Origin of the sequence: Roseibium aggregatum, assembly GCF_014692675.1 — a bacterium.
GTDB classification, from domain to species: Bacteria; Pseudomonadota; Alphaproteobacteria; order Rhizobiales; family Stappiaceae; genus Roseibium; species Roseibium aggregatum_C.
Genome location: NZ_JABFCZ010000003.1, coordinates 152523 through 178278, shown reverse-complemented (window position 1 = coordinate 178278; position 25756 = coordinate 152523). Strand labels below are relative to the sequence as shown.

Below are 25756 nucleotides of genomic sequence, written 5' to 3'. Positions count from 1 at the left end.
GCAGTCCGAATCCGGACTGTCTTGCATTGAAATATGGCAATCACGGGCTGGCGGCGCAAATCCCGGCGGAAACGAGCGGGCCGCAAAGTGAATTTTCCTCTGCCCGGCCCGAGGCCAGTTCGCATCAGGAATTGACGTTTCCGGGCTGCCGGCCGAGGCATTGAGACCGCCATGACGGTCCGCTCAGCTTTCAAATCCACGGATTTTTCGGGTCTTGACAGATTAGGACGCTTGTCCCAATCTCTTTTAGGACGATTGTCCTATAAGGTTCAATCTTTCACCCCATGGCATGTGACGCGGGTCCGGCCGTAAATCGATCAGCAGGCAACGAAGATCATGAGCAGTCAGAAAACGCGCGAGCAGATCGTCGAGGCGGCCGATCAGCTGTTCTACCGGCAGGGCTACGAGCACACGTCGTTTTCCGACATCGCCGGCGCGGTCAAAATCTCGCGCGGCAATTTCTACTATCATTTCAAGACCAAGGACGAGATCCTGGATGCGGTGATCGCGCAGCGTCTCAAGAACACACGGGCGATGCTCGACCAGTGGGAAGCCGACGGCGCCACGCCTGCCGAGCGTATCACGTGCTTCATCAAGATCCTGATCACCAACCAGTCGAAAATCATGGCCTACGGCTGTCCGGTCGGCACACTGACCGGCGAGCTGGCCAAGCTCGGACATCCGGCCCAGTCCGATGCCGGCAGACTGTTCACCCTGTTCCGGGAGTGGCTCGCCGAACAGTTCACCGCCCTCGGCCGGAAAGCGGACGCCGATCAGCTGGCGATGCATCTGCTTTCCCGCAGCCAGGGTGCGGCCACGCTCGCCAATGCCTTTCACGACGAGGCCTTCGTCACGTCAGAAGTCGACAAGATGTGCGCCTGGCTGGACGGCGTGATTTCAACAGAACACTAGCCTTAAAGGGAGGAAACGGCATGTTTATCGTGCTGCTCAGATTTTCGGACAACAAGGCCCGGGCCGGCGACTTCATGGACGGCCACAGGGCCTGGCTTCAGCGCGGTTTCGATGACGGCGTGTTCCTGCTGGCCGGCACGCTCCAACCCGGCGTCGGCGGCGGTATTCTGGCGGGCGGGGGAACGCTTGAGGAGATCGAGACCCGCGTCGGGGAGGACCCGTTTGTCGCCGAGAATGTGGTGACCGCGGAAATCCTCGACATGGCGGCCTCCAAGGCCGACGACCGCTTGGCCTTTCTTCTGAGCTGACGCCCTTCCCTCTCCCTTTCAGGAACGACATTCACACCTTTCATTTCCACTCCAGCCGAACCGGGTCGATCGGGATGGGAACCGTCCCGGCCTTCCGAAAATGTGGCGAGGTGGATTGGATCACCCGGACTTCGCCGCGTGATGACGCAGTGTGTGTGGGCGAGCCTTGCCACTTCCCCCGTGTCATTGCACGGCGAAGTCCGGGCAATCCACTCGCATCGATCAAACGGCCAGGAGAGCGAAAATGCGTGATTTAGTAGCCCTATCAGGAGCGACGCCGAGATGAACACGACCATACCGGGCCCGGACGGGCGCCCGCGTTGCCGCTGGTGCGCCGCAGCGCCGGAATTCTTCGCCTATCACGACCGGGAATGGGGTTTTCCAGTCTCCGACGACCGGCGCCTGTTCGAAAAGCTGTCGCTGGAAAGTTTCCAGTCGGGCCTGAGCTGGCGCACCATCCTCGCCAAGCGGGAGAACTTCCGCAAAGCCTTCCACGGGTTCGATTTCGATCATGTCGCCCAATTCGACGAGGCCGATATCGCCCGGCTGTTGCAGGATGCGGGCATCATCCGCCACCGCGGCAAGATCGAGGCGGTGATCAACAATGCCAGACGGGCGCAGGAGCTGATCGCGCAAGAGGGCTCACTCGCCGCCTATATCTGGCGCCATGAACCCGATCCCGCCGATCCCGGTACACCGCAGACGGCATCCACCTCGGCAACCTCGGTTGCGTTGTCGAAAGACCTGAAGAAACGCGGCTGGAAATTCGTCGGCCCGACCACGGTCTATGCCTTCATGCAGGCCATGGGGCTGATCAACGACCATGCGGAAGGATGCGCCGTCCGCGCCGAGGTCGAGGCGGCGCGGACAGCGTTTGAGCGGCCGAAGGCATAACTGCCTTCGGCGATTGTCCAGCGGCTACTTGGACTTGAGCTTGCCGCCGATGTTGAGCGTCTGCATCACGATCTTCTCGTAATAGGGCTCCGTGGTGCCCTTGCGGATCTTGCGCAGGAAATACTTCTCGAAGGCGATCTTGGCCAGATGCACCCATTTGCCGCTCGACGACCAGTTGACGTTGCGCGGCGGGTTCTGCGGCTCGGCGATGAAGACCACGCCGCCGTCGCCGAAGTCGGCCAGGCAGATGGCGTTCCAGGTGCCTTCGTGGGTCGGGTCCTTGCCGGCGACGATCTCCTTCAGGTTCTGGGCGATCGCCGTCACCATGCTCTCGATCATGTAGCCGGTTTTCGGCACGCCGACCGGGACCGGCGTCGCCTCCAGCGGGGCGATGGCGATGCACACGCCTGCGCCGAAGACATTCGGGTATTTCGGATTGCGCTGGTGCTTGTCGACGATGACGAAGCCGCGCGGATTGACCAGGCCCTCGACATCGCGCACCGCCGGAATGCCGCGGAAGGCCGGCAGCATCATGGAATAGCCGAACGGCAGTTCGTGCGCCTTCTTGACCTTGCCGTCCTCGTCATGCTCGGAGACGGTCATCTTGCCGTCCTCGACCTTGTCCACCTTGGCGTTGGTGATCCAGCGGATGTGACGCTCGCGCATCTCGCTTTCGAGCAGACCCTTGGTGTCGCCGACCCCGCCCAGGCCCAGATGGCCGACATAAGGCTCGGCGGTGACGAAGGTCATCGGCACCTTGTCGCGGATCTTGCGCTTGCGCAGGTCGGTGTCCATGATCATGGCGAATTCATAAGCCGGGCCGTAGCAGGACGCGCCCTGCACCGCGCCGACCACGATCGGCGCCGGATTTGCGCAGAAGTCCTCCCATTTGGAAGCGCCCTTGACCGCATGCTCGACGTCGCAGACCGAAGACGTGAAGCCCTCAGGGCCAAGTCCCTCGATCTCGTCAAAGGCGAGTTCCGGTCCCGTTGCGATGATGAGGTAATCGTATTCGATCGGCCCGCCGGTCGACAGTTCGACCTTGTTTTCCTCCGGCAGAACCTTTTCCGCCGACGCATGGACGAAGTCGACGCCATGGCGCGGCAGGGTGCTGGCCAGATCGACGGTGATGTCGTCCTTGGTGCGCCACTTGACCGCCACCCACGGGTTCGACGGGGTGAACTGAAAATACGGCGCCTTGGAAACGACGGTCACCTTGTGGGCCTTGCCCAGCGCCTCGCGCACTTCGTAGGCCGCCGAAACGCCGGCGACGCCGCCACCGAGAATGACGATATGAGCCATCAGGTATTTCCTCCTCAGACCTCCCTGAACCGCCCGGCCCTCCTCTGGACCGGCGATCAGGTCGTTGTACATTTGCCCGGCGGCTGCTTCAGCGGTCCGTAGGCCGCAGCCCAAAGCATCGGTAATAATATTACCCGCCGTTAAGTTGTGTCTTTGCGATAACTCAAAGCCGGCGGGAATATATTCATATATTTGTATATAATGAAATATCAGGCAAATACCAACTAAGTAGCTTCCGGTATGCGCTGCGGATCCTTCGTCAAACCGGAGATGCGCTCCGGCCGGGATCCGGGATCAAACCGATTGATCCCGAGGCTCGACGTTGTATATTGCAAAATTCGAATGTAATGAAACTTCTTCAGGGAGAAGAACGCCCATGACCACAAGTCCACGCCCGTTCTGGCCGCCTCTGGTCGCGGGATTTGCGCTGGGAATCGCCTTGCTGGCCACCTTTCTGATCACAGGCCACGGCCTCGGCGCCTCGGGCTTCATCACCCGGCTTGCCGCCCAGATCAGCGAATGGCTCGCGCCCGCCGCAACCGCTTCCAATACCTATTTCGGCCCCTTCATCAAGGCAGGCGCCCCGCTTGCCTCCTGGATCACCTGGGAAGTCATCGGCGTGCTGATCGGCGCCTATGTGGGCGCCCGCAGCGCCGGCCGCTCCAGCGTCCAGGTCGAGCGCGGTCCGCAGACTTCGCGCGGCCAGCGCCTCGTCTACGCCTTCATCGGCGGTGCCCTCGTCGGCTTCGGCGCGCGCCTGGCGCGCGGCTGCACCAGCGGCATCGGCCTGTCCGGCGGCGCCACCCTGGCGGTTGCCGGTTTCGTCTTCCTGGCCGGCTTCTTCATCGCCGGCTTCGTCGTCAGCATGCTTGCACGGAGGGTCTGGCAATGAGCATTCCGTTTTACGATGGCGGTATCGCCGGAGGTCTCCTGTCGGGCATCCTGTTCGGCTATGTGCTTGAAGCCGCCGGCTTCGGCAGCCCGCGCAAGCTGACCGGCCAGTTTTCGCTGAAGGACTTCGCCGTGTTCAAGGTGATGTTCACCGCGGTTCTGGTGACCGCCGTGGGTCTTTATCTGCTCCGGCTCGGCGGCGTGATCGCCGACAATGCGGTGTTCATCCCGACCCTGTTCTTCTGGGCGGTCGCCGCCGGCGGCATCCTGATCGGCGCGGGCTTTGCCCTTGGCGGCTATTGCCCGGGCACCTCGGTCGTCGGTGTCGCCTCGGGCCGCTTCGATGCGGTGGTGTTCGTCGTCGGCATGATCGCCGGCACGACCCTGTTCGCCTATCTGTTCGATCCGCTGACCAGCTTCTATTTCGCGGCCAAGGGTCCGGACGCCCAGAGGCTGCCGGACCTTCTGGGTCTGCCGGAATGGCTGATCCTGGCTGCGCTGATCGTCATCGCGATGGGCGGTTTCGTTCTCGGTTCCAGGCTTGAACGCGCCCGCGGCGGCCCCTTCACCGCCAAGGACGTCTGCGCGCCCGAAGCCGGGAGCAGCGATGAGACGTCTGCCTCGCACCCCACATATGCCCTGAAGGCCTAACGAGGAAACGACCCATGAAAAAGAAAATCCGCAAGAGCCTGCTGAGCGCCGCCATCATGCCGGTCACGGCCATTGCCGTCGGCGCCGCTGTCCCGTCCGCCGCGTTTGCCCAGGCGACCAACCCCTGCGCTCCGGCCGCAGGCCCGGTCAATCCGTGTGCGCCGGCAGCCGGTCCGGTCAACCCGTGCGCCCCGGCGGCCTCGCCTGCCGCCAATCCGTGCGCGCCGGCCGCGGCACCCGCCGCAAAGTCCGATGCCCCCATGGCGACCGGCCTTTACGACGTCGCCAGCAAGGCCAAGGAAGCGCCTTACGGCAACATGATGCCGAACATCGTCGTCAACTATCTGCGCGCGACGCCGTTCATCGGCACCGGCGGCAACGTCGACCCGACCGGCATCGACACCCTGGCCACGCTCGGCTTCAAGACGGTGGTCAACCTCAACACCGCCGAACAGGGCGCGACCACAGAAGGGGCGCTGGTCCAGAAGGCGGGCATGACCTACGTCAACATCGCCGTGTCCACCAAGGCGCCGACCAGCGAGCAGGTCGCCGAATTCGCCAAGGTTGCCGAGGATCCGAACAACTATCCGATCCTGCTGCATTGCGAATCCTCCAACCGCGTCGGCGCCATGTGGGCGCTCTATCGTGCTTCCAAGGGCGTGCCGAACGAAATTGCCATCGAGGAAGGCCGGACCGTCGGTCTGAAGAGCCGCGAGCCGGCCGTGCGCAAGATGCTCGGCATGCCGCCGGCCTGACCGCCGGCCGAGGCAAGACATGACAACGGGGCCGGCCAAAAGCCGGCCCCGATTTCGTTTCGGGATAGACATCGTTTGCCAAGGGCGGGAGCGCACAATGCAAAGCAACGCTCTTCCTCCACCTCCGTCATTACCGGGCTTGACCCACTGCTGTCCGGTTTAAATTTGCCCGAATAGGGCGATCCGCCTAATCGGAGAGTTTGTTGTCATCCCTGCGCAGACAGGGATCCATTAATCTATTGAATTTGCTATCTTTTCCACTCGCAGGCCACACGGAGTACTGGATCCCGGTCTTGCCGCTGCCGCGTCAAACCGGAATGACAAGCGGGACGTCCATCGCGTGTCTCTAAGCGGAATGATCTGAAATTCCCCAATCTTTCAAATGAGATATATGAGAAGTCCAACATTAAGCCGGACAGCAGTGGGTTTGACCGGGTAATCCATGCCGTGACAGTGCCAGAAAGAAAGCCTCAGGATATGGCGAGGAAGCGGCATGGATGCCATGGTCGAGCCCACTGGTGTCCGGTTTAAAATTGCGGGCTACCGCCTGCTGCGCTTGGGGACACGGGTTTCCCACTCGGTTGTCATCCCGGTTTGGCGCAAAGCGACAAGGCCGGGATCCAGTAACCCCGGTGTCGGTTAGGGCCGCAAACCTTTGTGTTTACTGGATCCCAGCCTTCGCTGGGATGACAAGGCGGAGAGGTGATTGTTTTGTTTAACTACCACCCCAACCTAAACCAGACAACAGTGGGTCGAGCCGTGGCATGACGATGGAGAATTTAGAGATACCGGCAAATGCCGACGTGGCCGGACGAACGAGACCTACCAGCTATCGCTAAGGATCGAACCGATGAGCGAGACGAAAACCAAAGCCCCGAAACTGCCCTTCCCGGCGGATCTCTCCGGCCTTCCCGAGGACAAGCTGGAAGCCATGCACGATGCGGCGGCGGCGGTGCTTGAGTGCGAACGGGAACTTGCACAAACCGGCTCAAGCGTTGTCATGGACGTGCTGCGCGACCAGGGCGACTTCCTGATCTGGGAGCGGTATCCGAAGGGCGACCTGTTCGACCTTAAGAACCACAGCCACTATTTCTATCACGCCCATGTGGCCGACGAGATGGCCGCCGGCGAGAACGGCCACTTCCACCTGTTCGTGCGCCCGGCGGCAATCGCGCCCGACCTGGAACCCTGGCGGCTGCCCGGCGCCGTCGTCCCCGAAGACCCGGCCGCCCGCTTCGCCCATATCGGCGCGATCAGTGTCGACAATCAGGGCCGGATGATCCGGCTCTTCACCACCAACCGCTGGGTCACCAACGAGACGCTTTACCGGGCCGAGGATGTAATCCCCCTGCTCGATCATTTTGCCATTGAGGTCGAGAAGCCCAGCCGCGCGGTGAACCGATGGCTCACGAATCTCGTCCCCCTCTACCGCCCGCAACTGGAAGCGCTTCTAAGAGCCCGCGACGCCACGCTGGAGGCCTTCGTGCAGGAGCATCCGGGCTCGGAGGTGCTCGAGGACAGGGCGTTGCAGAACACCAGCGAGGTGTTCGTCGATACGGTGAAGCAGATCGAGGCGATTGAGGGGGCGTTGGGGGTATAGGAATAACGTCGCCGGTTCGAATCCACCTTGCGGACGCTGAAAATTCAACCCGTTTTGCACGAAATGAATTTACATATTGCAGGTTATGCAAATCCTACGAGTAGGAGCAAAGCGAATCTCCGATTTTCCATGCACGATTAGCCGTGACGCGGACAAAACAGACCTTCTTGCTCGGTTGGTCCGCACTGACAAAATTAGCTTGGTTCGAGCATTTCAGAGCCTACGGGATCATTTCTCGTCAATTCTGAACGTTGGGCCTGCGTTCTTTGGCTCCCATCCCTGCTGGATCGCCACTGAAATCCAACGTGCGATATCGGAAGGTGTGACGGGCTCAACAGAAAGCGTGCCCCAGTCTTTGGGGTGGGGGTGGCGGCCGGATTCAATGTGGAGCGTAGCGCCTTTTTCCGTAGCGTGTTCAATCGCAACGTGAATTTTGCCGGACCCATAATCCGTTTGAGAAATGGTCGCCTTTCTCCTCACCAACCAACGATAGTCTTCGCCCTCAACGGTAATCTTGCGACTTCCTTTTCTTGGTATCGCCATTGGTTTCTCGTCGCTAATAGAGTTTCCATCTTTTCACTTGCCCAAGATACGCGGCTTCAAAATTCATTGAAAGTCAGGAGATCTCGCTGATTTGGGCTTAAAAACTGATGTTTTGGGATGGCGTTCACAGTGCACTTTGGGCTCAAACCAGACATTCGCTGTATTTATAACGAACGACCTATTTAATTCCCAGAGCTTAGCCATTTTCCATAAAAGGTCCCTGTGCGAAAAACCGGAAACTCAATCACTCCCCCTCCCCGATTTCCCTCAAGATCTCCGCCGTATGCTCGCCCAGCGAGGGGGCCGCGTGCTCCAGCACAAGCTCGCTGTCGGAGAAGGTGATAGGGGTGCGGACCGAGGGGATGGTGCCGCCCTTGACGCCGGTGGCGGGCAGGTCGACCTTCATGTGGCGGTGGTTGACCTGCGGGTCGGCGAAGACGTCGGCGACGGAGTTGATCGGGCCGGCGGGGACGCCCTTTTCCTCCAGCGCCTTCAGGAAGTCGTCGCGGGTATATTTGGCGATTTCGGCTTCCAGGATCGGCACCAGATCCGCGCGGTTGGCGACGCGGGCGGCGTTGGTGGCGTAGGCCGGGTTTTCTGCCAGTTCCGGCCGCCCTAAAATGGCGCAGAGCTTTTTGAACTGGCCGTCATTGCCCACGGCGAGGATCATGTGGCCGTCGCTGACGGCGAAGACCTGATAAGGCACGATGTTGGGGTGGGCGTTGCCGAGGCGTTTCGGCGATTTGCCGGAGACGAAATAGTTGAGCGCCTGGTTCGCGAGCACGCCGGTGAGGCTGTCGAGCAGGGCCATGTCGATATGCTCGCCCGTCCCCGTCTCATCGCGCCGCCTCAAGGCCGCCATGATGCCGATCACGCCGTAAAGGCCGGTGAAGATGTCGGCGAAGGCGACGCCGATCTTCTGCGGCTCGCCGTCCGGATCCCCGGTCAGGTCCATGATGCCGCCCATGCCCTGGATCATGAAATCGTAGCCGGCCCGGTGCGCATAGGGACCGTCCTGGCCGAAGCCGGTGACGGAACAGTAGATCAGGCGCGGATTGACTTGCTTGAGGCTGTCGTAATCGAGGCCGTATTTGGCCAACCCGCCGACCTTGAAGTTCTCGATCAGGATGTCGGCGCCCTCAACCAGCTTGCGGGCGACCCGCTGGCCTTCCTCGGTGCGGAAATCGACGGTGATCGAGCGCTTGCCCCGGTTGCAGGAATGGAAATAGGCGGCATCGAGCTGCTCACCGTTCTCGCCCTCCACGAAGGGCGGGCCCCAGCCGCGGGTGTCGTCGCCCTGCGGCGCCTCCACCTTGATGACATCGGCGCCGAGGTCGGCCAGGGTCTGGCCGATCCAGGGGCCCGCCAGTATGCGGGCGAATTCGACGACCTTCACGCCGTGAAGCGGGGCTGCCATGGGGTATTCTCCTGAAAAGGAAGGACGACCGACGCCTGTCAGTCGACCTTGCGATAGATGTGATAGCGTCCGGGGCGGATGCCCTCGGGCAGGTCCAGCTCTTTAAAGTCCTTCAGGTCCAGCGCAAGGCCGGACAGCACGTAACCGCCGGCCCTGGTGTGGATACTGACCAGCGGCGACAGCCATGAGGACGTGGCGAGATCGGTGGTCGGATCGCCGGAGCCGATATCCGCATGGATGAGGGCCGCCTGGGAGCCGATGCGCGGTCCGCAGAAGGCGAGCGTGTCGTGGATTTCGCCGAAAATCATGTGGTCTGCATCGGGAATGCAGCTCGGGTGACAGTTCAGGTCCCGGTCGAACACGAAGATCTCCCGATCGGGCAGAATTTCGCGCAGGTGGTCATAGGTCCGGCCGTTGCCGAGGCCGAGCTCCAGAACCGGCCCCTCCAGATCGCCGAGGCGCCCTGCGATGTCCTCAAGCAGGGCTTTCTGGGCTTTCAGACGGCGGATGAAGCTGTCGAGGCGGCTCATGGAGATATCCCTGCTGTTCGCTCAGGTCTGCAATTCGGTGAGGGAAGTCTCATAGCCCGGCAGGGAAGCCGCGTCAAAGTTCGCAGGCAATCCGGCCGGGAGAAGGCCTTCATTCCGCACTCATCGTTTCCGTGGCGCAGCGGAGGCCGATCCGGCATTGCGGATTGTCGGTGGTTTTGCCGAAGAGCGGTTTCGTCTTCTGCAATCGGTCGCAATAGCCTGCATTGGCAACGGCCCGCACAGTGACATTCGGAGCGGTGTCGACGACGACCGTGCCTTTGCTCTTGACGAAGGCCTGGGCCTGGGAGCAGGTCATGGCGTAGAGCCCCGGACGGGCCTGGGCGGCGCTCGCGCCCAAAACGGTCAGGCCCGCGACGATCACCGATGCAACTGTCGTTTGCACGGACGGCCTCCCTTTCGTTCCCGATCGTCCATTCATCGGAAAAAGGCCTGAACAGACGTCATTCCACACTCATCTGATCGTTTGCACAGCGGAAGCCGATCTGGCACTGCGGATTGTCCGTGGTTTTGCCGACGAAGGCCTTTATGATCTGCATGCGGTCGCAATAACTGGCGTTCGCCACGATCCGGGCGGAGGTCTGCGGCCCCGTGTTGGCGACGACCGCTCCCTTGCTCTTGATGAAGGCCTTGGCCTCGGAACAGGTCATGGTGTAGAGGCTCGGACGGGCCTGCGCGGCGCTCGCACCCAGAACGGTCAGGCCCGCGATGATCACGGTGCCGGCTATCGATCGCATGAACACTCTCCCTTTCGATACGCTTGCCGCCGGATGCGACGGCAGCGTCGTTATCTTACAAAAAATCCTAGCGCGGATCACCGATGGCCTCTGGCGCGTCGATGCATTTCATTCCGATCAGGCATTGCGGATTGTCACGGGTTCTGTCGTAGGCCGGCCACGCCACCTGCTGCCGGTCGCAGCCGCGCTGATCGGTAACGAACCGCTGAAACGTCTGCGGGCCGGTGTTGGCCACGACCGCGGCGCGCTGCTTGACGAAGGCCTGCGCCTGGGCGCAGGTCATCGTATAGACGCTTGGACGGGCGCTGGCCGGAGACGCCGCCAGCATCGCCAGCACCGCAACGGTCACGGTTGTGGTCGCCGATTGCATGGGTTTCTTCTTCCATGTGCCTTTTCGTGGCCTTAACGTCCTCTCGTGTCCCGCGGCAGACCTGCGCATTTGTAATCGATCCGGCACTGCGCATTGTCGCGGGTCTGGATATGCGCCGAAACGGCTCTCTGGGTCCGGTCGCAGTATTTTCCGTTTGAAACGAACTTCTCATAGGTCATGGGACCGGTGTTGGCGACCACACTGCCCTGCCTCTGGACAAATGCCTGCGCCTGGGCACAGGACATGGTGTAGAGACTGGGACGGGCTTCGGCAGCGACACTGCCCAGCATCAGGACCGAACCAGCGGTCAGAACAATACGATTGAAGGAAACCATGCTTTAAATCCCCCTACGGAAGGTGATAACGGATTTCTGAATCTAGGGCTCATCAACAACGTTTAAAGAAGCGTGATTTCTTGCAGCGATCACATTTTCGCGCGCTGTTTTCCGGCAAAACCCGCATCCGGCCGCAGCGCCGTTCCCCGCACATTGGAACCGCTTCCGGCTTGCCAGATCGCGCCGGTGATGTTTGAAGAGGATTCCGGCTTCAGGCCGGCTTCTGGGGAGGAACGGAATGACCACGATCGACATGGAAGTGGAATATAACAACAGGGCGCGGGTTCCCGAACATCCGGCCATCTTCGAAGCCTGGCAGGAAGACGCCGAGACCTATCGGGAAGGACAGGAAAACGCTGTTTTCGACCAGCCCTACGGGCCGGCGCCGCGCAACACCTACGATCTTTTTCCCGCGTCCTCAGAACCCAGGCAGCCCCTGCTTGCCCTGTTTATCCACGGCGGCTACTGGCAATCTCTCGACAAGAGCGCGTTCTCCCATATGGCCCGGGGCCTGAATGCCCACGGGTTCGACGTTGCCGCCGCCAATTACAGCCTGTGTCCGGCGGTCGCCGTCACCGACATCATCGCGGAAATGCAGGACCTTGCGGACCATCTTTACAATACCTTCGGCAAGCCGCTTCTCGTCTACGGCCACTCCGCCGGCGGTCACCTGACGGCGGCCCTGATGGCAACGGACTGGACCGAACGCGGTCTGCCCGCAGATCTCGTTGCCGCCGCCATGCCCATTTCCGGCGTGTTCGAACTGGAGCCGCTCGTGGAAACGAGCATCAACAAGGCGATCGGAATGACGGCGGAGACGGCCCGGGACGCCTCGCCGATCCTGTGGCCGCAGCCGAAAAGCGGGCACTTCTGCGCCGTTGTCGGCGGCAGCGAATCGGGCGAGTTCCTGCGCCAGAGCCGGATGCTGGTCGACACCTGGACCGGACCGGATCTTGCAGGCACTTTGAACATCCAGGAAGGCGCCGACCACTTCACGGTGCTCAACCCGCTCGCCGATCCGCAAAGCGAATTGGTGACCGTATTATGCGCTCTTGCCCTTGCCGCATCGCCGGGCGTCGCCTAAGTCCCTCCGTATCCCAGTTTCTGTTGTCCTCATCCGATCAGGAGATTCCCATGCGCCCGGAAGCGGCCCCAGTCATTCGCCTGGACGACTACACACCCGCGCCCTACCTGATCGACAAGGTCGACCTCAACTTCCGCCTTGCCCCCAAGGCAACGACGGTCACGGCCCGGCTGTCCGTACGCCGCCAGGAAGGCACAACCCCCGGCACCCCGCTGGTGCTGGACGGTGACGGGCTGGCGCTTGCAGGCCTGGCGCTTGACGGCTTCCCCTTAAGCGACGACGCCTATACGGCGACGCCGGACCGGCTGGAAATCAGAAAACCGCCGGAAAACCCGTTCGAACTGGAAATCCGCACCACCATCGATCCGGATGCCAATACCGAGCTGATGGGGCTTTACCGCTCGTCCGGCACCTATTGCACCCAGTGCGAGGCGGAAGGCTTCCGCCGGATCACCTATTTCCTCGACCGCCCGGACGTGCTTGCCGTCTATACCACCCGGATCGAGGCGCGGAAGTCGGAAGCCCCGGTCCTGCTCGGCAACGGCAACCCGGTGGCGGCCGGCGACATCGAAGGCACCGACCGGCATTTTGCGGTCTGGCACGACCCGTTCCCCAAGCCCTCCTATCTGTTTGCGCTGGTCGCCGGCGATCTCGGCCATGTGGCCGACACGTTCACCACGTGCTCGGGCCGGAAGGTCGACCTGAAGATCTATGTCGAACACGGTCGCGAGCCGTGGTGCGGTTGGGCGATGGATTCCCTCAAGCGCTCCATGAAATGGGACGAGGAGGTGTTCGGCTGCGAATACGATCTCGACGTGTTCAACATCGTCGCCGTCTCCGACTTCAACATGGGCGCGATGGAGAACAAGGGCCTCAATGTCTTCAACGACAAGTACGTGCTGGCCGATCCGCAGACCGCGACCGATCAGGACTACGCCAATATCGAGGCCGTGATCGCCCACGAATACTTCCACAACTGGACCGGCAACCGCATCACCTGCCGCGACTGGTTCCAGTTGTGCCTGAAGGAAGGCCTGACCGTCTTCCGCGACCAGGAATTCTCCTCCGACCAGCGCTCCCGGCCGGTGAAGCGCATTGGCGACATCAGGCTCCTGAAATCCCATCAGTTCCCCGAGGACGCCGGACCGCTCGCCCACCCGGTCCGCCCGCAGAGCTACCGGGAGATCAACAACTTCTACACGGCGACCGTCTACGAAAAGGGCGCGGAAGTCGTGCGCATGCTGAAAACGCTGCTCGGTGACGACGGCTTTCGCGCCGGCATCGATCTCTATTTCCAGCGTCACGACGGCGAGGCGACCACCATCGAGGCCTTCCTGACCTGCTTTTCGGAAGCAACGGCGACGGATCTCGGCCAGTTCGCCCGCTGGTACGACCAGGCGGGCACGCCGCATGTCGAGGTCAAGAGCCATTACGACAAGACGGCGCGCGAGCTGACGCTCGAACTCTCCCAGGCGATCCCGCCGCTGCCGGGCCAGGACAAGGCCGATCCGTCGGTCATTCCGATCCGCTTCGGCCTGATCGGCCCGAACGGCTCCGACATGCCCCTTGGCCGGGTCACCGGCGCGAAGGTGCAGGACGACGTTCTGGTGCTCGAAGAGGGAACCCAGAAGGTGACCTTCTCGGACGTCCCGAACCGGCCGGTGGTCTCCCTGCTGCGCGGGTTTTCCGCACCGGTTCGCCTCGAGTTCCACCAGACCACCGACGACCTCCTGTTCCAGGCGAGCCACGACAGCGATCCGTTCAACCGCTGGCAGGCGGTCCAGTCGCTCGCCAGCCGCGACCTGATCCAGCTGACATCCGATATCCGTGCCGGCCGCAAGCCGGAAGCGGACGGGGCGCTGGTGACCGCTTTCGGCGCTATTCTCGCCGACCGCGAACTGGATCCTGCCTTCAAGGCGCAGGTGCTCGATCTTCCGGGCGAAGCCGACATTGCCCGCGATATCGGCCGCGACGTGGATCCGGACGCGATCCACGGCGCCCGCAACGCCCTGCGCGAAGCCGTGGCCAGAGCCCATGCCGATACGTTCCTGACGCTCGCAGAAGAAACGGAAGGGGAAACGGCGTTTTCGCCGGATGCCGCCTCTGCGGGCCGGCGGGCTCTCGCCAACCGGGCACTGTCCTATTATGCGCTGAGCGGAGCCGATACGGCGGAAGCGCTCATCGAACGGCGCTATCATGACGCGACCAACATGACGGACCTGCTGGCGGCGCTGACCGTGCTGGTCCATCAGGGGCTCGCCGGGGCGGAAGAGGCGCTGCGCGATTATCGCAAGCGCTACGAGAAAATGTCGCTTGCCATGGACAAATGGTTCATGGTTCAGGCCACCGCCCCTCTCCCCGACGGGCTGGAGAAGGTCAAGGCGCTGACCGCCGACCCGCTTTACGACATTTCCAACCCCAACCGGGCCCGGTCCCTCATTCACGCCTTTGCCACGGGCAACCCTACCCAGTTCGGCCGGAGCGACGGCAAGGGCTTCGATTTCGTCGCCGACAATGTGCTGACGCTCGACGCGCGCAATCCGCAGGTGGCGTCCCGGCTTTTGACGTGCTTCCGCTCCTGGCGCGCCTATGAACCGGCACGTGCGGCCCTTGCGGAAGCGGCGCTTTTGCGCATCTCGGAGGCCGATAATCTGTCCCGCGACAGCCAGGATATCGCCGACAGATGCCTGCAATAGTTGGCTATACGGGTGTGGTGAATTTGAAATACGCCTTGTTTCTGCAGCAACCGCCTGCGCGTATTTCAAATTCGAAAACCACACCAGAAGCATATACTTGCCAGTCACACCTTTGAATCTGAAGTTCGTTCTGAGCTAACTGAGAAGTAAGACGAACTTCAGATCCGGGTGACTGGAAAAGGTTAACGTAAAGCCGTTCAACTGCTTGATCCGTTAACCATTTTTTTCTTCAAAGCCTCTGGACAAATCCCGAAAGCTGGATTCAAATGAAAGTGATTCGGGCGACAGAATTCGCCTGAACGGGGAAATCACAAACATTCGGGACACCTTTCCGATGGCGCGGGCATTTGCCGGCAGCGCGTCCATGCGACGCCTTGCCCAAATCAGGGGACAGCTTCTTGGCCAGAACGGCGACCGCAAATCGCTGACCGGCCACCTGCGCCTGCTCGCCGAACCCACCTATCAGCGCCTGCTGCGGTCCGAACCGTTCATGCGCCGGCTGATCCCGGCCCTCTGCCTGGTCTTCATCGCCAGCCTGGCGGTCTACCGGAGCCTTGAGCTCTATTACGACCATCAGGCGACCGAACGTCAGGCACGCGACGAAATCGCCCTGACCGCCACCGTGATCTCCTCTCACCTGGCCAGCGAGGAAACCAACCTTCCCGAACTCGGCTACCGCTCGGCGCTGCAGCGCGTGCTGGCCGACAGCCTGCCGGCCGGGGCCACCAGCAACGGACGCACCATCCTCGTCGCCGACAAGGACGGCACCATCGTCGCCAGCGCGCCGCTGCAGCCGATGCTCGAAGGGATGCAGATCACCGACATCTTCAGCGCGTCGCAGCCGCTCACCGTGTTCGGCGCCCGCGCAGGCGTGCTTACCGTGAAGGCCGCGCTCCTGAGAAGCGGTGTCGGCGAGGACACGATGGCCACGGTGCATCACCTGGACGGCCGCCTCGGCATGATTGCCGTGCTGCAGCCGGAAGAGGACATCTACGCCGACTGGCATGCGGACGTGTCGGCCAATGTGACGCTGTTCGTCGGCACCGCCTCCGTTCTACTGGTCCTGATCTACGCCTTCTTCGCCCAGGCCACCCGCGCCGAACAGGCCGACGAGATGTATGCGGCGACCAGGGGCCGGATCGACACCGCCCTGACCCACGGCCGCTGCGGCCTGTTCGACTGGGACCTGTCGCGCGGCCGGATGTTCTGGTCCGCCTCGCTTTACGAGTTGCTCGGGCGCGAGCCCAAGGACGACATCCTGAGCTTTTCCGAAGTCAACGCGATCGCCCACCCGGACGACGTCGATCTGCTGGCCCTGGCCGAGCACCTGCTGCAGAGCGGCGAGACCATGATCGACCAGATGTTCCGCATGCGCCATCAGGACGGCAATTGGGTGTGGCTGCGCGCCCGCGGCGAAATCCAGCGCGAGCCGGGGCGCAGCGAACCGCACCTGATCGGCATCTGCATCGACGTCACCGAGCAGCATGAACTCGCCGAACAGAGCCGCACCGCGGACCTGCGCCTGCGCGATGCCATCGAGACCATTTCCGAAGCCTTCGTCTTGTGGAACGCCCGCAACGAGCTGGTGATCTGCAATTCCAATTACCAGGCCCTGCACGGCCTGCCGGCGAACGTCATCAAGCCGGGCACGCCCTATCAGGACGTGATGAGCGCCGCGGCCAACACCCAGATCGCGCCGCAGGCGATGACCGTCAGCCAGCGGGACGGAACGGCCGACGGCAGCTACGAGGTCCAGCTCGATGACGGCCGCTGGCTGCAGATTTCCGAGCGCCGCACCAAGGACGGCGGCTTCGTTTCCGTCGGTACCGACATCACCGCGCTCAAGCGCCACGAAGAAAAGCTGATGGACAGCGAGCGCAAGCTGAAGGCGACGATCACCGACCTGCGCAAGTCCCGGCAGACGCTCGAAGTCCAGGCGCAGCAGCTTGTCGAACTGGCCGACAAATACGCCCACGAAAAGACCAAGGCGGAAGAGGCCAACAAGGCGAAGTCGGAATTCCTGGCCAATATCTCGCACGAACTGCGAACCCCGCTCAACGCGATCATCGGCTTCTCCGACATCATGACCCAGGAAATGTTCGGCCCGCTCGGCGGCGAGCGCTACGCCGAATACAGCCGCGACATTCACGAAAGCGGCACGCATCTCCTCAATGTGATCAATGACATTCTCGATATGTCGAAGATCGAGGCCGGACGCATGTCCATTGCCGCCGAGGATATCAATGCGGCCGAGGCAGCCGCCGATGCGGCCCGGATCATCACCGCCGCCGCAGCCGAAAAGGCGATCACGGTCAGCTGCGACGTGGCAGAGGACCTGACGGTTCGCGGCGACCGCCGGGCGCTGAAGCAGATCCTGCTCAACCTGCTCGCCAACGCGGTCAAGTTCACCCCGGAAAGCGGCATGGTGGCGCTGACCGCCGAACAGACCGACGAACGGATCCGCTTTACCATCGAGGACACCGGTATCGGCATTGCCGAAGCCGACATCGAGCGCCTCGCCAAACCGTTCGTCCAGGTGGAAAACCAGTTCACCAAGTCCCACAAGGGCTCCGGCCTCGGCCTCGCCATCGCCCGCTCGCTGATCGAGCTGCACGGTGGCGAACTGGAGATTGCTTCCGAAGTCTCCAAGGGCACGACCGTCAGCTTCACCCTGGCGGCCTCCAGCACCTCCGTTCCGGCGCAAGCGGAACTGCTCTGAGCGCCATCGCCATGGCCGGCGTGATGTCCACCCCGGGCATAGCGATTGACCGCAAGCTGGTTCACTCGGGCGGCCTGCCGGACGGGAAGAAGCTGGAAGCCTGGCTGGCGGGGTGATTGGATCTCAGGTCCCCGACGCCTTTTCAGCCCCCTCCCCCATCTCCACCTTGCCGACGATCTCCTCGAACTTCGCCCGGACCGATTTCTGGATATCGGCGAGTTCCAGTTCGAGGTGGGCGAGGTTTGGGGCGCCGCCGGCGCGGGTGAGGAGGTCGATGACGCCGCGCGGGGCCTCGGCGGCGGTGAATTTGCCCGACAGCGCCATCCGGAGCACCTGGGTCAGGCGGTGATAGAGGCGGAGCGCCTGCAGGAGCAGGTCGGCGTCCCCCGGTTCCAGGAGCTTCGCCGCACGCAGGTTTTCAAGGGCGTCTTCCGTGCCCTGGGCCAGGACTTCCGGATGGTCATGGGCATGGGCCAGTTGCAGGAACTGGGCGAGGAACTCGATATCGACCAGTCCGCCGGCTGCCTGCTTCAGGTCCCAGACCTCTTTTGTGCCCTTTTCCTTTTCGATCCGGGCGCGCATGGAGCGGACGTCGTCGGCGAGTTTCGCCTTGTCCCGCTTGGTGGCCAGGGTTTCGCGCAGGAGGGTGTCGATCTTGTCCTCGAAGGCCTGGGATGAACTGCTGATGACCCGGGCGCGGGTCAGCGCCATGTGCTCCCAGGTCCAGGCCTCCTTGTTCTGATAGGCGACGAAGCCGTCCAGATTGGTGGCGAGCGGACCGGCGTTGCCGGAGGGGCGCAGGCGGAAATCGACCTCATAGAGGCTGCCCTCGGCGGTCGGGGCGCTCAGCGCCGTCACCAGCCGCTGGGTCAGGCGGATGTAATATTGCGAGATCGCCAGAGGGCGCCCGCCATCGGACTGCTTGGCGTCGGCCGGCGCCTCGTAGAGCAGGATCAGGTCGAGGTCGGAGGCGGCGGTCATTTCCCGGCCGCCGAGCTTGCCCATGGCAAGCACCGCGTGGTTTCCACCCGGCACCACACCGTGGCTTTCGGCGACGTGATCGACGACGCGGGCCAGCACCCGGTCGACCACGACTTCGGCCAGGCGGGCCAGCGCGAAACCGACCTTATCGGCGCCCAGCGTATCGGAGATGAGCCTGAGGCCGATCAGGAACTGCTGTTCCTGGGCGAAGATCCGCGCGCGGTCGAGCGCCTCCTCGTAGTAACGCGCCAGGGCCAGGGTCCGGTCCAGACCTTCGCGGAATTCGTCGACACTCGGCATGGCGCCGAAGAAGGCCGGATCGAGCACCGTGTCGAGCACATGGATCCGGCGCGACACGGTTTCCGCCAGGCGCGGCGCGGAGCCCATCACCGTGGCAAGCAGGGTCAGGAGTTGCGGGTTGGACTTGAGCAGGGAAAAGAGCTGCACGCCCGCCGGCAGTTTCCCTAGAAAACTGTCGAAGGCCCTCAGCGCCGCATCCGCGTTGTCGGTCTCCGCAAGTGCCGTGATCAGCACCGGGTGCAGTTCGGTCAGCCGTTCGCGCGCCTTGGTGGAGCGGGTCGCCGGATAACGGCCGAAATGCCAGGACTTGATGATATTGGCCGCCTCCGACGGCTGCTTGTAGCCGAGCTGTGAGAGCGTCTCCAGCGTGTCCGGGTCGTGGTCGTCGCCGGTAAAGACCAGATTGCCCAGGTTGGAGGCCAGTTCCGGTTCGTCTTCGAACAGGCCGGCATAGTGGCCCTGTACGGTCTGCAGCCGCTTTAAGAGAGCTTCCTCGAACGCCCCTAGGGTTTCAAAGCCCATCAGAAAGGCGACCTTGGTCAGGCCTTCGTTGTCCTTGGGCAGCAACTGGGTCTGCTCATCGTTGAGCATCTGGATGCGGTGTTCGACAGAGCGCAGGAAGACATAGGCCTCGTTGAGTTCGTCGCGGGCGTCCTCCTTGATCCAGCCGGCCTCCAGCAGACCGTCGAGCATGTCGAGCGTCCGCCGGCCGCGCAGCGCCGGATTGCGGCCGCCGGCAATGAGCTGCTGGGTCTGGACGAAGAATTCGACTTCGCGGATGCCGCCGCGGCCGAGCTTCACGTTGTGGCCGGCAACGGCGATCTTGCCGTGGCCCTTGTGCATGTGGATCTGGCGCTTGATCGACTGCACATCTGCAATGGCTGCGAAATCGAGATACTTGCGCCAGATGAAGGGGACGATCTCCTTCAGGAACGCCTCGCCGGCGGGGATATCGCCGGCACAGGGGCGCGCCTTGATCAGCGCCGCCCGCTCCCAGTTCTGGCCGAGGGATTCGTAATAGGACAAGGCCGCCGGCACCGACATGGCAAGCGGTGTGGCGCCCGGGTCGGGACGCAGGCGCAGGTCGGTGCGGAAGATGTAACCATCGGCGGTGCGGTCCTGCATCATCTTCACCAGCCGCCGGGTCAGGCGCACGAATTCCACCGGCGCTTCCGCATTGCCGGCGATCGGCGCCTTGTAAGGGTCGTAGAGAACGATCAGGTCGATATCGGAAGAGTAATTCAGCTCGTTGGCGCCATGCTTGCCCATGGCGAGAACGATGAAACCGGAGTCCACTTCCGGATGTTCGGGGTCTTTCGGCTCGAATTTGCCTTTTGCCGCGAGATCGGTCAGGCAGAAGCGGATACAGGCGGTCAGCGCCGCATCGGCAAACCCGGCAAGCGCGCCGGTCACCTGATCGAGGCCGATGGCGCCGCCGATGTCGGCGATCCCGAGCGTCAGGGCCAGGTCGTGTTTCAGGTGGCGCAGGTCGCGCATCAGATCGGCTTCGGTTTCCGCGGCAGCGGTGCGTGCGCCTTCGATCAGGCGGGCGATACGCACTTCCGGCGGATCGTTCAGGATCCGGATCAGCCGCACCGGATCGGCAAGCATCAGGTCGCGCAGATAGGCGGAATTCGCGAAAATGCCGAGGATACAGGTGCGAACGTCGTCACGGGCGTCCAGCAACGCCCGCAGACCGGCAGCCTCCTCGCTCCGGTCGGCCTTCTCCAGAAGATCATCCAGAAACAGGCCGGCCCGCTCAGGCTCCAGCGCCCGGGGGATAACCGTCAACCGGTCGCAGAGGATCGCCGCATTCTCTTCAGCCTGGCTGGCTTCCTGGTTGCTCGTCATGCGCGTTCTTGTCCCCCCCGTTTTTATCCCCCGGTTCTCCGGCCCATTTCAAATCGATGCCGGCCGACAGTCCCGGCTCCGCATCCTGCAGGACCAGCGAACCGCCGTGCAAGCGGGCAACCGCATTGACCAGGCTGAGGCCCAGACCGTAGCCCGGCGCGCTGCGGCTCGCGTCGAGACGCACGAACCGCCGGCGCACCCGGTCGGCATCTTCCGCCGGAATGCCGGACCCGTTGTCCGACACGTTGAGGAGAATACGATCCTCCTGCCGTTCGGCCTTGATGGAGATCACGAGGTCGCCCTCGGCGGGCTTGCCGTATTTAAGCGCATTTTCGATCAGATTGACGAGGGCCTGGGCGACGAGTTCCCGGTTGCAGCGGGCCATGACGGCGTCGGAGACCTGAACCTCCAGACGCCCGCCCTCGTCCTCCACCACGGGTTCGTAAAGCTCCGCCATTTCCTCGACCAATGCCTTCAGATCGACATCGTCCATGCCCGATTCCGGGGCCATCGCCTCGACACGGGCGATCCGCAACAGCGCGTCGAAGATGCGGATCAGGGTGTCGCTGTCCTCCAGGGTCGCATCGAGGGCCGAGCGGTAGTCCTCATCCGTCTTTGCCTCGCGCAGCGCGGTTTCCACGCGGGTGCGCAGCCGGGTCAGCGGGGTCTTCAGGTCATGTGCGATGTTGTCGGAGACGTCCTTCATGCCCTGCATCAGGAGTTCGATGCGGTCGAGCATCTCGTTCAGATTGGTTGCCAGCCGGTCGAATTCGTCGCCGTTTCCGGCAACCGGCAGGCGGCCGGACAAGTTGCCGTGCATGATGGTCTGGCTGGTGGCGGCAATGCCGTCGATGCGTTTCAGCACCCGGCGGCTGACGAAAAGCCAGGTGATCACCGCCATGACCACGACCACGCCGAGCCAGAGGCGCAGCGCCTCGCCCAGAAGGCCGGAGAAACGCTGCTGCTCGCCGAGATCGCGGCCGACCAGCAGCCGGTAACCGCCGCGCAGTTCGAACGTGCGCACCAGCGCTTCGCGCTGAACCTCGCCGCCGGGCTCCACGCGGGCATATTTCACCCGGCGGATATCGCCATCGGTCTCATCCAGAACAACCGTCGGCAGCCGGGCAATGTTGCCGGCGATGGTCAGGCCGGCGAAATCGGTCAGGAGATAAAGGCTTGCGTCCGGACGGCGCGCCCGGCGGTCGATGCTTTCCACGACGGCGCGGACGCCGCCGCGGACGTATTCGTCGGCCAGGCCGGAAATTTCCGCGTCCACGGTCTGCACGACCTGGGTCGCCATCAGCTGATTGGTGTTGCGCGAGATATAGACCAGCAGAAAGCCGGACAGTCCGGTGAAGACCGCAATATAGAGCAGCGACAGCTTGAAGGCTGTCGTGCGCATTATTCTAGCTAGACGCGTCACGGATCGTGTACCCGGCACCGCGGATGGTATGCAGCAGCGGCACGTCGAAGCCCTTGTCGATCTTGCCTCTCAGCCGCGAGATGTGCACGTCGATGACGTTGGTCTGGGGATCGAAATGATATTCCCAGACGTTTTCCAAAAGCATGGTGCGGGTCACCACCTGGCCGGCATGCTGCATGAGATATTCCAGCAGGCGGAATTCCCGCGGCTGCAGCGGGATATCCTCTTCACCGCGCCTGCAGGTATGGGACAGGCGGTCGAGGACGAGGTCTCCCACCTGATAGGTCGTCTCCACTTCCGCACCCGCCTTCGGGCGCCGGGACAGGGCCTCGATGCGCGCCAGCAGCTCGGTAAAGGCATAGGGCTTGGGCAGATAGTCATCGCCGCCGGCTTTCAGCCCCTTGACCCGGTCGTCGACCTGTCCAAGGGCCGACAGGATCAGCACCGGCGTGTGGTTTCCGGCCTTGCGCAGTGTCTCGATCACCGACAGCCCGTCGCGCTTGGGCAACATCCGGTCGACGATCAGAACGTCGTAGGTGCTCGACATGGCAAGTTCGAGACCGGCTTCGCCGTCGGCGGCCTGATCCGCCAGGTGACCCAGCTCTTTCAGACCCTTGGCCAGATAGGCCGAGGCCTCGGCATCGTCTTCAATGATGAGAATCCGCAACATGACCTCCTTTTACAGAAGAATGGCGCTAGTGTGGTTAATTTGAAATACGCCTCATTTCAGCAACAACCGTCAGAGCGTATTTCAAATTAGAAAACCACAATAGAAACATATGCTTGCTAGTCACCCTTTTGAATCTAAAGTTCGTTCAGAGTATTCCGAGAATTGAGACGAACTTCAGATTCGGGTGACTAGGCAGTAGTGGCAAATGCCAAAGACGCGGCTGGCGGCAAGTCCGGAAGGTCCGGGCTGCCGCCAGCTGGTGCGACACGGCCGATTGCGGGGGGCAGAGGGGGATCAGCCGGCCGTGTCTAACGGGGTACTTGCTTCGCTTAGCCGACCTTCTTCATCGGCAGGGCCACGAAGCGGGAGTTGTCGCCACGTTCCACCCGGAACAGAACCGCCTTGCGGCCGTCCTTCTTCGCTGCGTCGATCGCCGCGACCACATCCTCAGGCGTGGAGACCTTCTGGCCCGCCACTTCCAGGATCCGGTCGCCCTGATTGAGCTGCTTGTCGGCGGCCGGACCGTCCGGGTTGACGTCGGCGATGACCACGCCGTCACCGTCCATACCGGCTTCCTTGGCGGTCGTCAGGGCAAGGCCCAGATCATCGAGGGTCGCCTTGGACGGCTCGACCTGGCTCGCCGGGGTGTCGGCGCTGGCGGTATCGCTCAGACGGCCGAGCTTGACCTCGACATCCTTTTGCTGACCGTCACGCCACAGGGATACCTTCACTTCCGTATCCGGATCGTAGGCCGCGATCACGCGGGACAGTTCGCGCGGATCCTTGATGCTCTTGCCGTCAACGGACAGGATGGTATCGCCGGTCTGAAGGCCAGCCGCTTTCGCCGGGCTGTCGTCCTGAACCTGGGCGACCAGGGCACCGTGGGTATCCTTCAGGTCGAGGCTTTCGGCGATATCGTCGGTCACCGGCTGGATCTGTACGCCGAGCCAGCCGCGGACAACCTTGCCGCCGTGCTCAAGATCCGCGATGACGCCGCTTGCCGTGGAGGCAGGGATAGCGAAGGCGATCCCGACGTTGCCGCCCGACGGCGAGAAGATGGCGGCGTTCACACCGATCACCTCACCCTTCATGTTGAAGGCCGGACCGCCGGAGTTGCCGCGGTTCACGGGCGCGTCGATCTGGATGAAATCGTCGTAGGGGCCTGCGCCGATATCACGGCCGCGGGCGGAGACGATCCCTGCGGTGACACTGCCGCCGAGGCCGAACGGGTTGCCGATGGCAACGACCCACTCACCCACCTGCGGCGCGTCGTCGGCGAACTTCACATAGGTGAACTTGTGGTCCGAATCGACCTTCAGGAGCGCCAGGTCGGTGCGCTTGTCGGCGCCGACCAGCTTGGCGCTGTATTCCTTGCCGTCATTGTCGATGACCGTGAATTCGGTACCATTGTCGATCACATGGTGGTTGGTCACCAGATAACCGTCTTCGGTGATGAAGAAGCCGGAGCCCTGGGCCATACCGTACTGATGCCTGCGCGGCGGCGTTTTGCCTTCGCTCTGTCCCTGGCCGCCGAAATCCTTGAAGAAACGACGCAGCGGCGAATCCTTCGGCAGGCTGTTGAAGAAGTCATCGAAGTTGCCGCTGTTGCCGTTACCGTTGAAGCCCATCATCTGCGGCTGGATTTCCTCCTTGACGCGGACGCTGACAACCGCAGGCTGAACGGCCTTGACGACGTTGGTGAAGTCGACCGGACCGGCGCTTTCGACCTTGACCGGATCGGCCAGTGCTGCCTGGTTCGGAATGGCGGTCTGGGCGGTGAGCACGCCGGCAACGCCGAGCGCCATGGCGCCTGCCAGCAGGCCGGCACGGCGCGCACGCCAGGAAATAACCTTGCCGGTTTCGGGGGACTGTTTTTGCATCTTACTTCTTCCTCTCGTGACTGACGGATCAGATTGCCGGCAGGTACGCGGGGGAACTCCCTGCCGTGTCACGATTGAAGATAGGGATGCCTGCCTTACAGGCGTCTGTCGGGAAGATTAAACCTTCGTAAGGTTGGCCGAGCGGTGGACGATGCAATCGGAACCGCTCCGGCGCGCCGTTTCACCCGCCGGCAGGCGGACCGCCGAAAACCGCCGGCACGGCCCCGGCCTGCCATCTTTCGAATTTCACCATGATGGCGGCGAAGCGGTCGGAGGCCTCGAAGTCCTGAAGCAGGCGCAGGAGGTTCGGCCAGTCCTGCTCATCGAACCAGGCGCGGTCCGTATTGGCGAACTGGCGGACGAAGGGCAGGATGGCGTAATCGGCCAGGGACGGCCGCGAACCGAACAGCCATGGCATGGCGGCAAGCCGGTCATTCAACGCCATCAGGTACCGGGACGCACCGGCTCTTTCCTGTTCACGGACAGCGTCGGGATACCGGGTGTCGTATTTGTAGCGATCGAGATGAAGCTTGAAAGGCCCGTCGATCTCGCCGATCAGCGCCAGCATGTCCTGAAGCGCGGCCGCATCGGGGGCCAGCCAGCGTTCGGGGTCGTGCCGCCGCAGCGCCCACAGCATGATGTCCAGGCTTTCGTCGACAACCTCCCCTTCGCCGGTGACCAGGCAGGGCACGGTCGCAGACGGAGAGGCGGCCAGGAATTCCGGCGCCTTGTCGCGCAGCACGATCTCGCGCAGTTCCACCGGTGTGGCACTTGCAAGCACCGCCAGGCGTGCACGCATGGCATAGGGGCAGCGGCGGAAGGAGTAGAGAACTGGCAAAGCGGACATGGACCCGATGTCGGCCATCGCCTCCCCGTCCGTCAAGTGCGA

General features: G+C 62.7%; 24 protein-coding genes. 11 read left to right on the top strand and 13 right to left on the bottom strand.

Annotated features, from left to right (window positions below; all coding sequences use genetic code 11):
- The first annotated feature begins 336 nt into the window (after positions 1–336).
- From HK439_RS03270 to HK439_RS03260, 3 genes are all read left to right on the top strand, one after another.
- Positions 337–912 (top strand): TetR/AcrR family transcriptional regulator, encoded by a 576-nt coding sequence (locus HK439_RS03270; protein ID WP_190289933.1) that lies wholly within the window; start codon positions 337–339, stop codon positions 910–912.
- Positions 913–932: 20 nt separating this feature from the next.
- Complete coding sequence (locus HK439_RS03265) at positions 933–1220, top strand: YciI family protein (RefSeq protein WP_190289932.1); 288 nt, start codon at positions 933–935, stop codon at positions 1218–1220.
- 282 nt (positions 1221–1502) lie between these two features.
- Complete coding sequence (locus tag HK439_RS03260) at positions 1503–2114, top strand: DNA-3-methyladenine glycosylase I (protein WP_190289931.1); 612 nt, start codon at positions 1503–1505, stop codon at positions 2112–2114.
- A 24-nt stretch (positions 2115–2138) separates the two neighbouring features.
- Here HK439_RS03260 and HK439_RS03255 read toward each other — a convergent pair whose 3' ends face one another.
- Positions 2139–3416 carry an NAD(P)/FAD-dependent oxidoreductase gene (locus tag HK439_RS03255; RefSeq protein WP_190289930.1) on the bottom strand — a complete coding sequence of 426 codons (1278 nt, stop codon included), beginning with the start codon at positions 3414–3416 and terminating at the stop codon, positions 2139–2141.
- Positions 3417–3792: 376 nt separating this feature from the next.
- Here HK439_RS03255 and HK439_RS03250 point away from each other — a divergent pair, with 376 nt between their 5' ends.
- The 4 genes from HK439_RS03250 (at position 3793) to HK439_RS03235 (ending at position 7313) form a co-directional block, all read left to right on the top strand.
- Positions 3793–4308: a YeeE/YedE thiosulfate transporter family protein gene (locus HK439_RS03250; RefSeq protein ID WP_190289929.1), complete on the top strand. Its 516-nt coding sequence runs from the start codon at positions 3793–3795 to the stop codon at positions 4306–4308.
- On the top strand, positions 4305–4958 hold the full coding sequence (locus HK439_RS03245; RefSeq protein WP_190289928.1) for a DUF6691 family protein: 654 nt from the start codon (positions 4305–4307) through the stop codon (positions 4956–4958). The genes HK439_RS03250 and HK439_RS03245 overlap by 4 nt, the downstream gene beginning before the upstream one ends.
- A 14-nt stretch (positions 4959–4972) precedes the next feature.
- A complete protein-coding gene (locus HK439_RS03240) occupies positions 4973–5713 on the top strand; it encodes a fused DSP-PTPase phosphatase/NAD kinase-like protein (protein ID WP_190289927.1) in 741 nt (246 codons plus the stop codon).
- 850 nt (positions 5714–6563) lie between these two features.
- A complete protein-coding gene (locus HK439_RS03235; protein ID WP_190289926.1) occupies positions 6564–7313 on the top strand; it encodes a DUF6969 family protein in 750 nt (249 codons plus the stop codon).
- Between the two features lie 228 nt (positions 7314–7541).
- Here the strand turns inward: HK439_RS03235 and HK439_RS03230 are convergent, their stop codons facing one another.
- The 7 genes from HK439_RS03230 to HK439_RS03200 all read right to left on the bottom strand — a co-directional run bounded on the left by HK439_RS03230 (position 7542) and on the right by HK439_RS03200 (position 11263).
- Positions 7542–7856, bottom strand: coding sequence for a hypothetical protein (locus tag HK439_RS03230; RefSeq protein WP_190289925.1), 315 nt, complete (start codon positions 7854–7856; stop codon positions 7542–7544).
- A gap of 244 nt (positions 7857–8100) precedes the next feature.
- Positions 8101–9273, bottom strand: a complete 1173-nt coding sequence (locus tag HK439_RS03225; protein ID WP_190289924.1) for a CaiB/BaiF CoA transferase family protein — start codon at positions 9271–9273, stop codon at positions 8101–8103.
- Between the two features lie 38 nt (positions 9274–9311).
- Positions 9312–9803 (bottom strand): class I SAM-dependent methyltransferase, encoded by a 492-nt coding sequence (locus HK439_RS03220; RefSeq protein WP_190289923.1) that lies wholly within the window; start codon positions 9801–9803, stop codon positions 9312–9314.
- Between the two features lie 109 nt (positions 9804–9912).
- The gene (locus HK439_RS03215) at positions 9913–10206 is read right to left on the bottom strand and encodes a hypothetical protein (RefSeq protein ID WP_190289922.1); all 294 of its coding nucleotides are present in this window, start codon (positions 10204–10206) and stop codon (positions 9913–9915) included.
- A gap of 58 nt (positions 10207–10264) precedes the next feature.
- Positions 10265–10558 carry a hypothetical protein gene (locus HK439_RS03210; protein ID WP_190289921.1) on the bottom strand — a complete coding sequence of 98 codons (294 nt, stop codon included), beginning with the start codon at positions 10556–10558 and terminating at the stop codon, positions 10265–10267.
- Between the two features lie 67 nt (positions 10559–10625).
- Positions 10626–10928, bottom strand: coding sequence for a hypothetical protein (locus tag HK439_RS03205; protein ID WP_190289920.1), 303 nt, complete (start codon positions 10926–10928; stop codon positions 10626–10628).
- A gap of 32 nt (positions 10929–10960) precedes the next feature.
- A complete protein-coding gene (locus HK439_RS03200; RefSeq protein WP_190289919.1) occupies positions 10961–11263 on the bottom strand; it encodes a hypothetical protein in 303 nt (100 codons plus the stop codon).
- Between the two features lie 238 nt (positions 11264–11501).
- Between HK439_RS03200 and HK439_RS03195 the strand changes: the two genes are divergently transcribed.
- The 4 genes from HK439_RS03195 (at position 11502) to HK439_RS03180 (ending at position 17878) form a co-directional block, all read left to right on the top strand.
- Positions 11502–12347: an alpha/beta hydrolase gene (locus HK439_RS03195; protein ID WP_190289918.1), complete on the top strand. Its 846-nt coding sequence runs from the start codon at positions 11502–11504 to the stop codon at positions 12345–12347.
- Between the two features lie 50 nt (positions 12348–12397).
- Positions 12398–15043: an aminopeptidase N gene (pepN, locus tag HK439_RS03190; RefSeq protein WP_190289917.1), complete on the top strand. Its 2646-nt coding sequence runs from the start codon at positions 12398–12400 to the stop codon at positions 15041–15043.
- Between the two features lie 334 nt (positions 15044–15377).
- The gene (locus HK439_RS03185) at positions 15378–17762 is read left to right on the top strand and encodes an ATP-binding protein (protein WP_190289916.1); all 2385 of its coding nucleotides are present in this window, start codon (positions 15378–15380) and stop codon (positions 17760–17762) included.
- Between the two features lie 23 nt (positions 17763–17785).
- A complete protein-coding gene (locus HK439_RS03180) occupies positions 17786–17878 on the top strand; it encodes a thioredoxin family protein (protein ID WP_209011532.1) in 93 nt (30 codons plus the stop codon).
- A gap of 7 nt (positions 17879–17885) precedes the next feature.
- On the opposite strand, the gene HK439_RS03175 is transcribed toward HK439_RS03180, so the two are convergent.
- The 5 genes from HK439_RS03175 to HK439_RS03155 form a co-directional block, all read right to left on the bottom strand.
- On the bottom strand, positions 17886–20894 hold the full coding sequence (locus HK439_RS03175) for a bifunctional [glutamine synthetase] adenylyltransferase/[glutamine synthetase]-adenylyl-L-tyrosine phosphorylase (protein ID WP_190289914.1): 3009 nt from the start codon (positions 20892–20894) through the stop codon (positions 17886–17888).
- Positions 20863–22296, bottom strand: a complete 1434-nt coding sequence (locus HK439_RS03170) for a sensor histidine kinase (protein WP_190289913.1) — start codon at positions 22294–22296, stop codon at positions 20863–20865. Before HK439_RS03170 ends, HK439_RS03175 begins: the two co-directional genes overlap by 32 nt.
- 4 nt (positions 22297–22300) lie before the next feature.
- Entirely contained in the window at positions 22301–22987 is a 687-nt protein-coding gene (locus HK439_RS03165) for a response regulator transcription factor (RefSeq protein WP_328804098.1), read from the bottom strand.
- Between the two features lie 329 nt (positions 22988–23316).
- On the bottom strand, positions 23317–24867 hold the full coding sequence (locus tag HK439_RS03160; RefSeq protein ID WP_190289912.1) for a Do family serine endopeptidase: 1551 nt from the start codon (positions 24865–24867) through the stop codon (positions 23317–23319).
- A gap of 181 nt (positions 24868–25048) precedes the next feature.
- Positions 25049–25732 (bottom strand): glutathione S-transferase, encoded by a 684-nt coding sequence (locus HK439_RS03155; RefSeq protein ID WP_209011531.1) that lies wholly within the window; start codon positions 25730–25732, stop codon positions 25049–25051.
- Positions 25733–25756 lie beyond the last annotated feature (24 nt).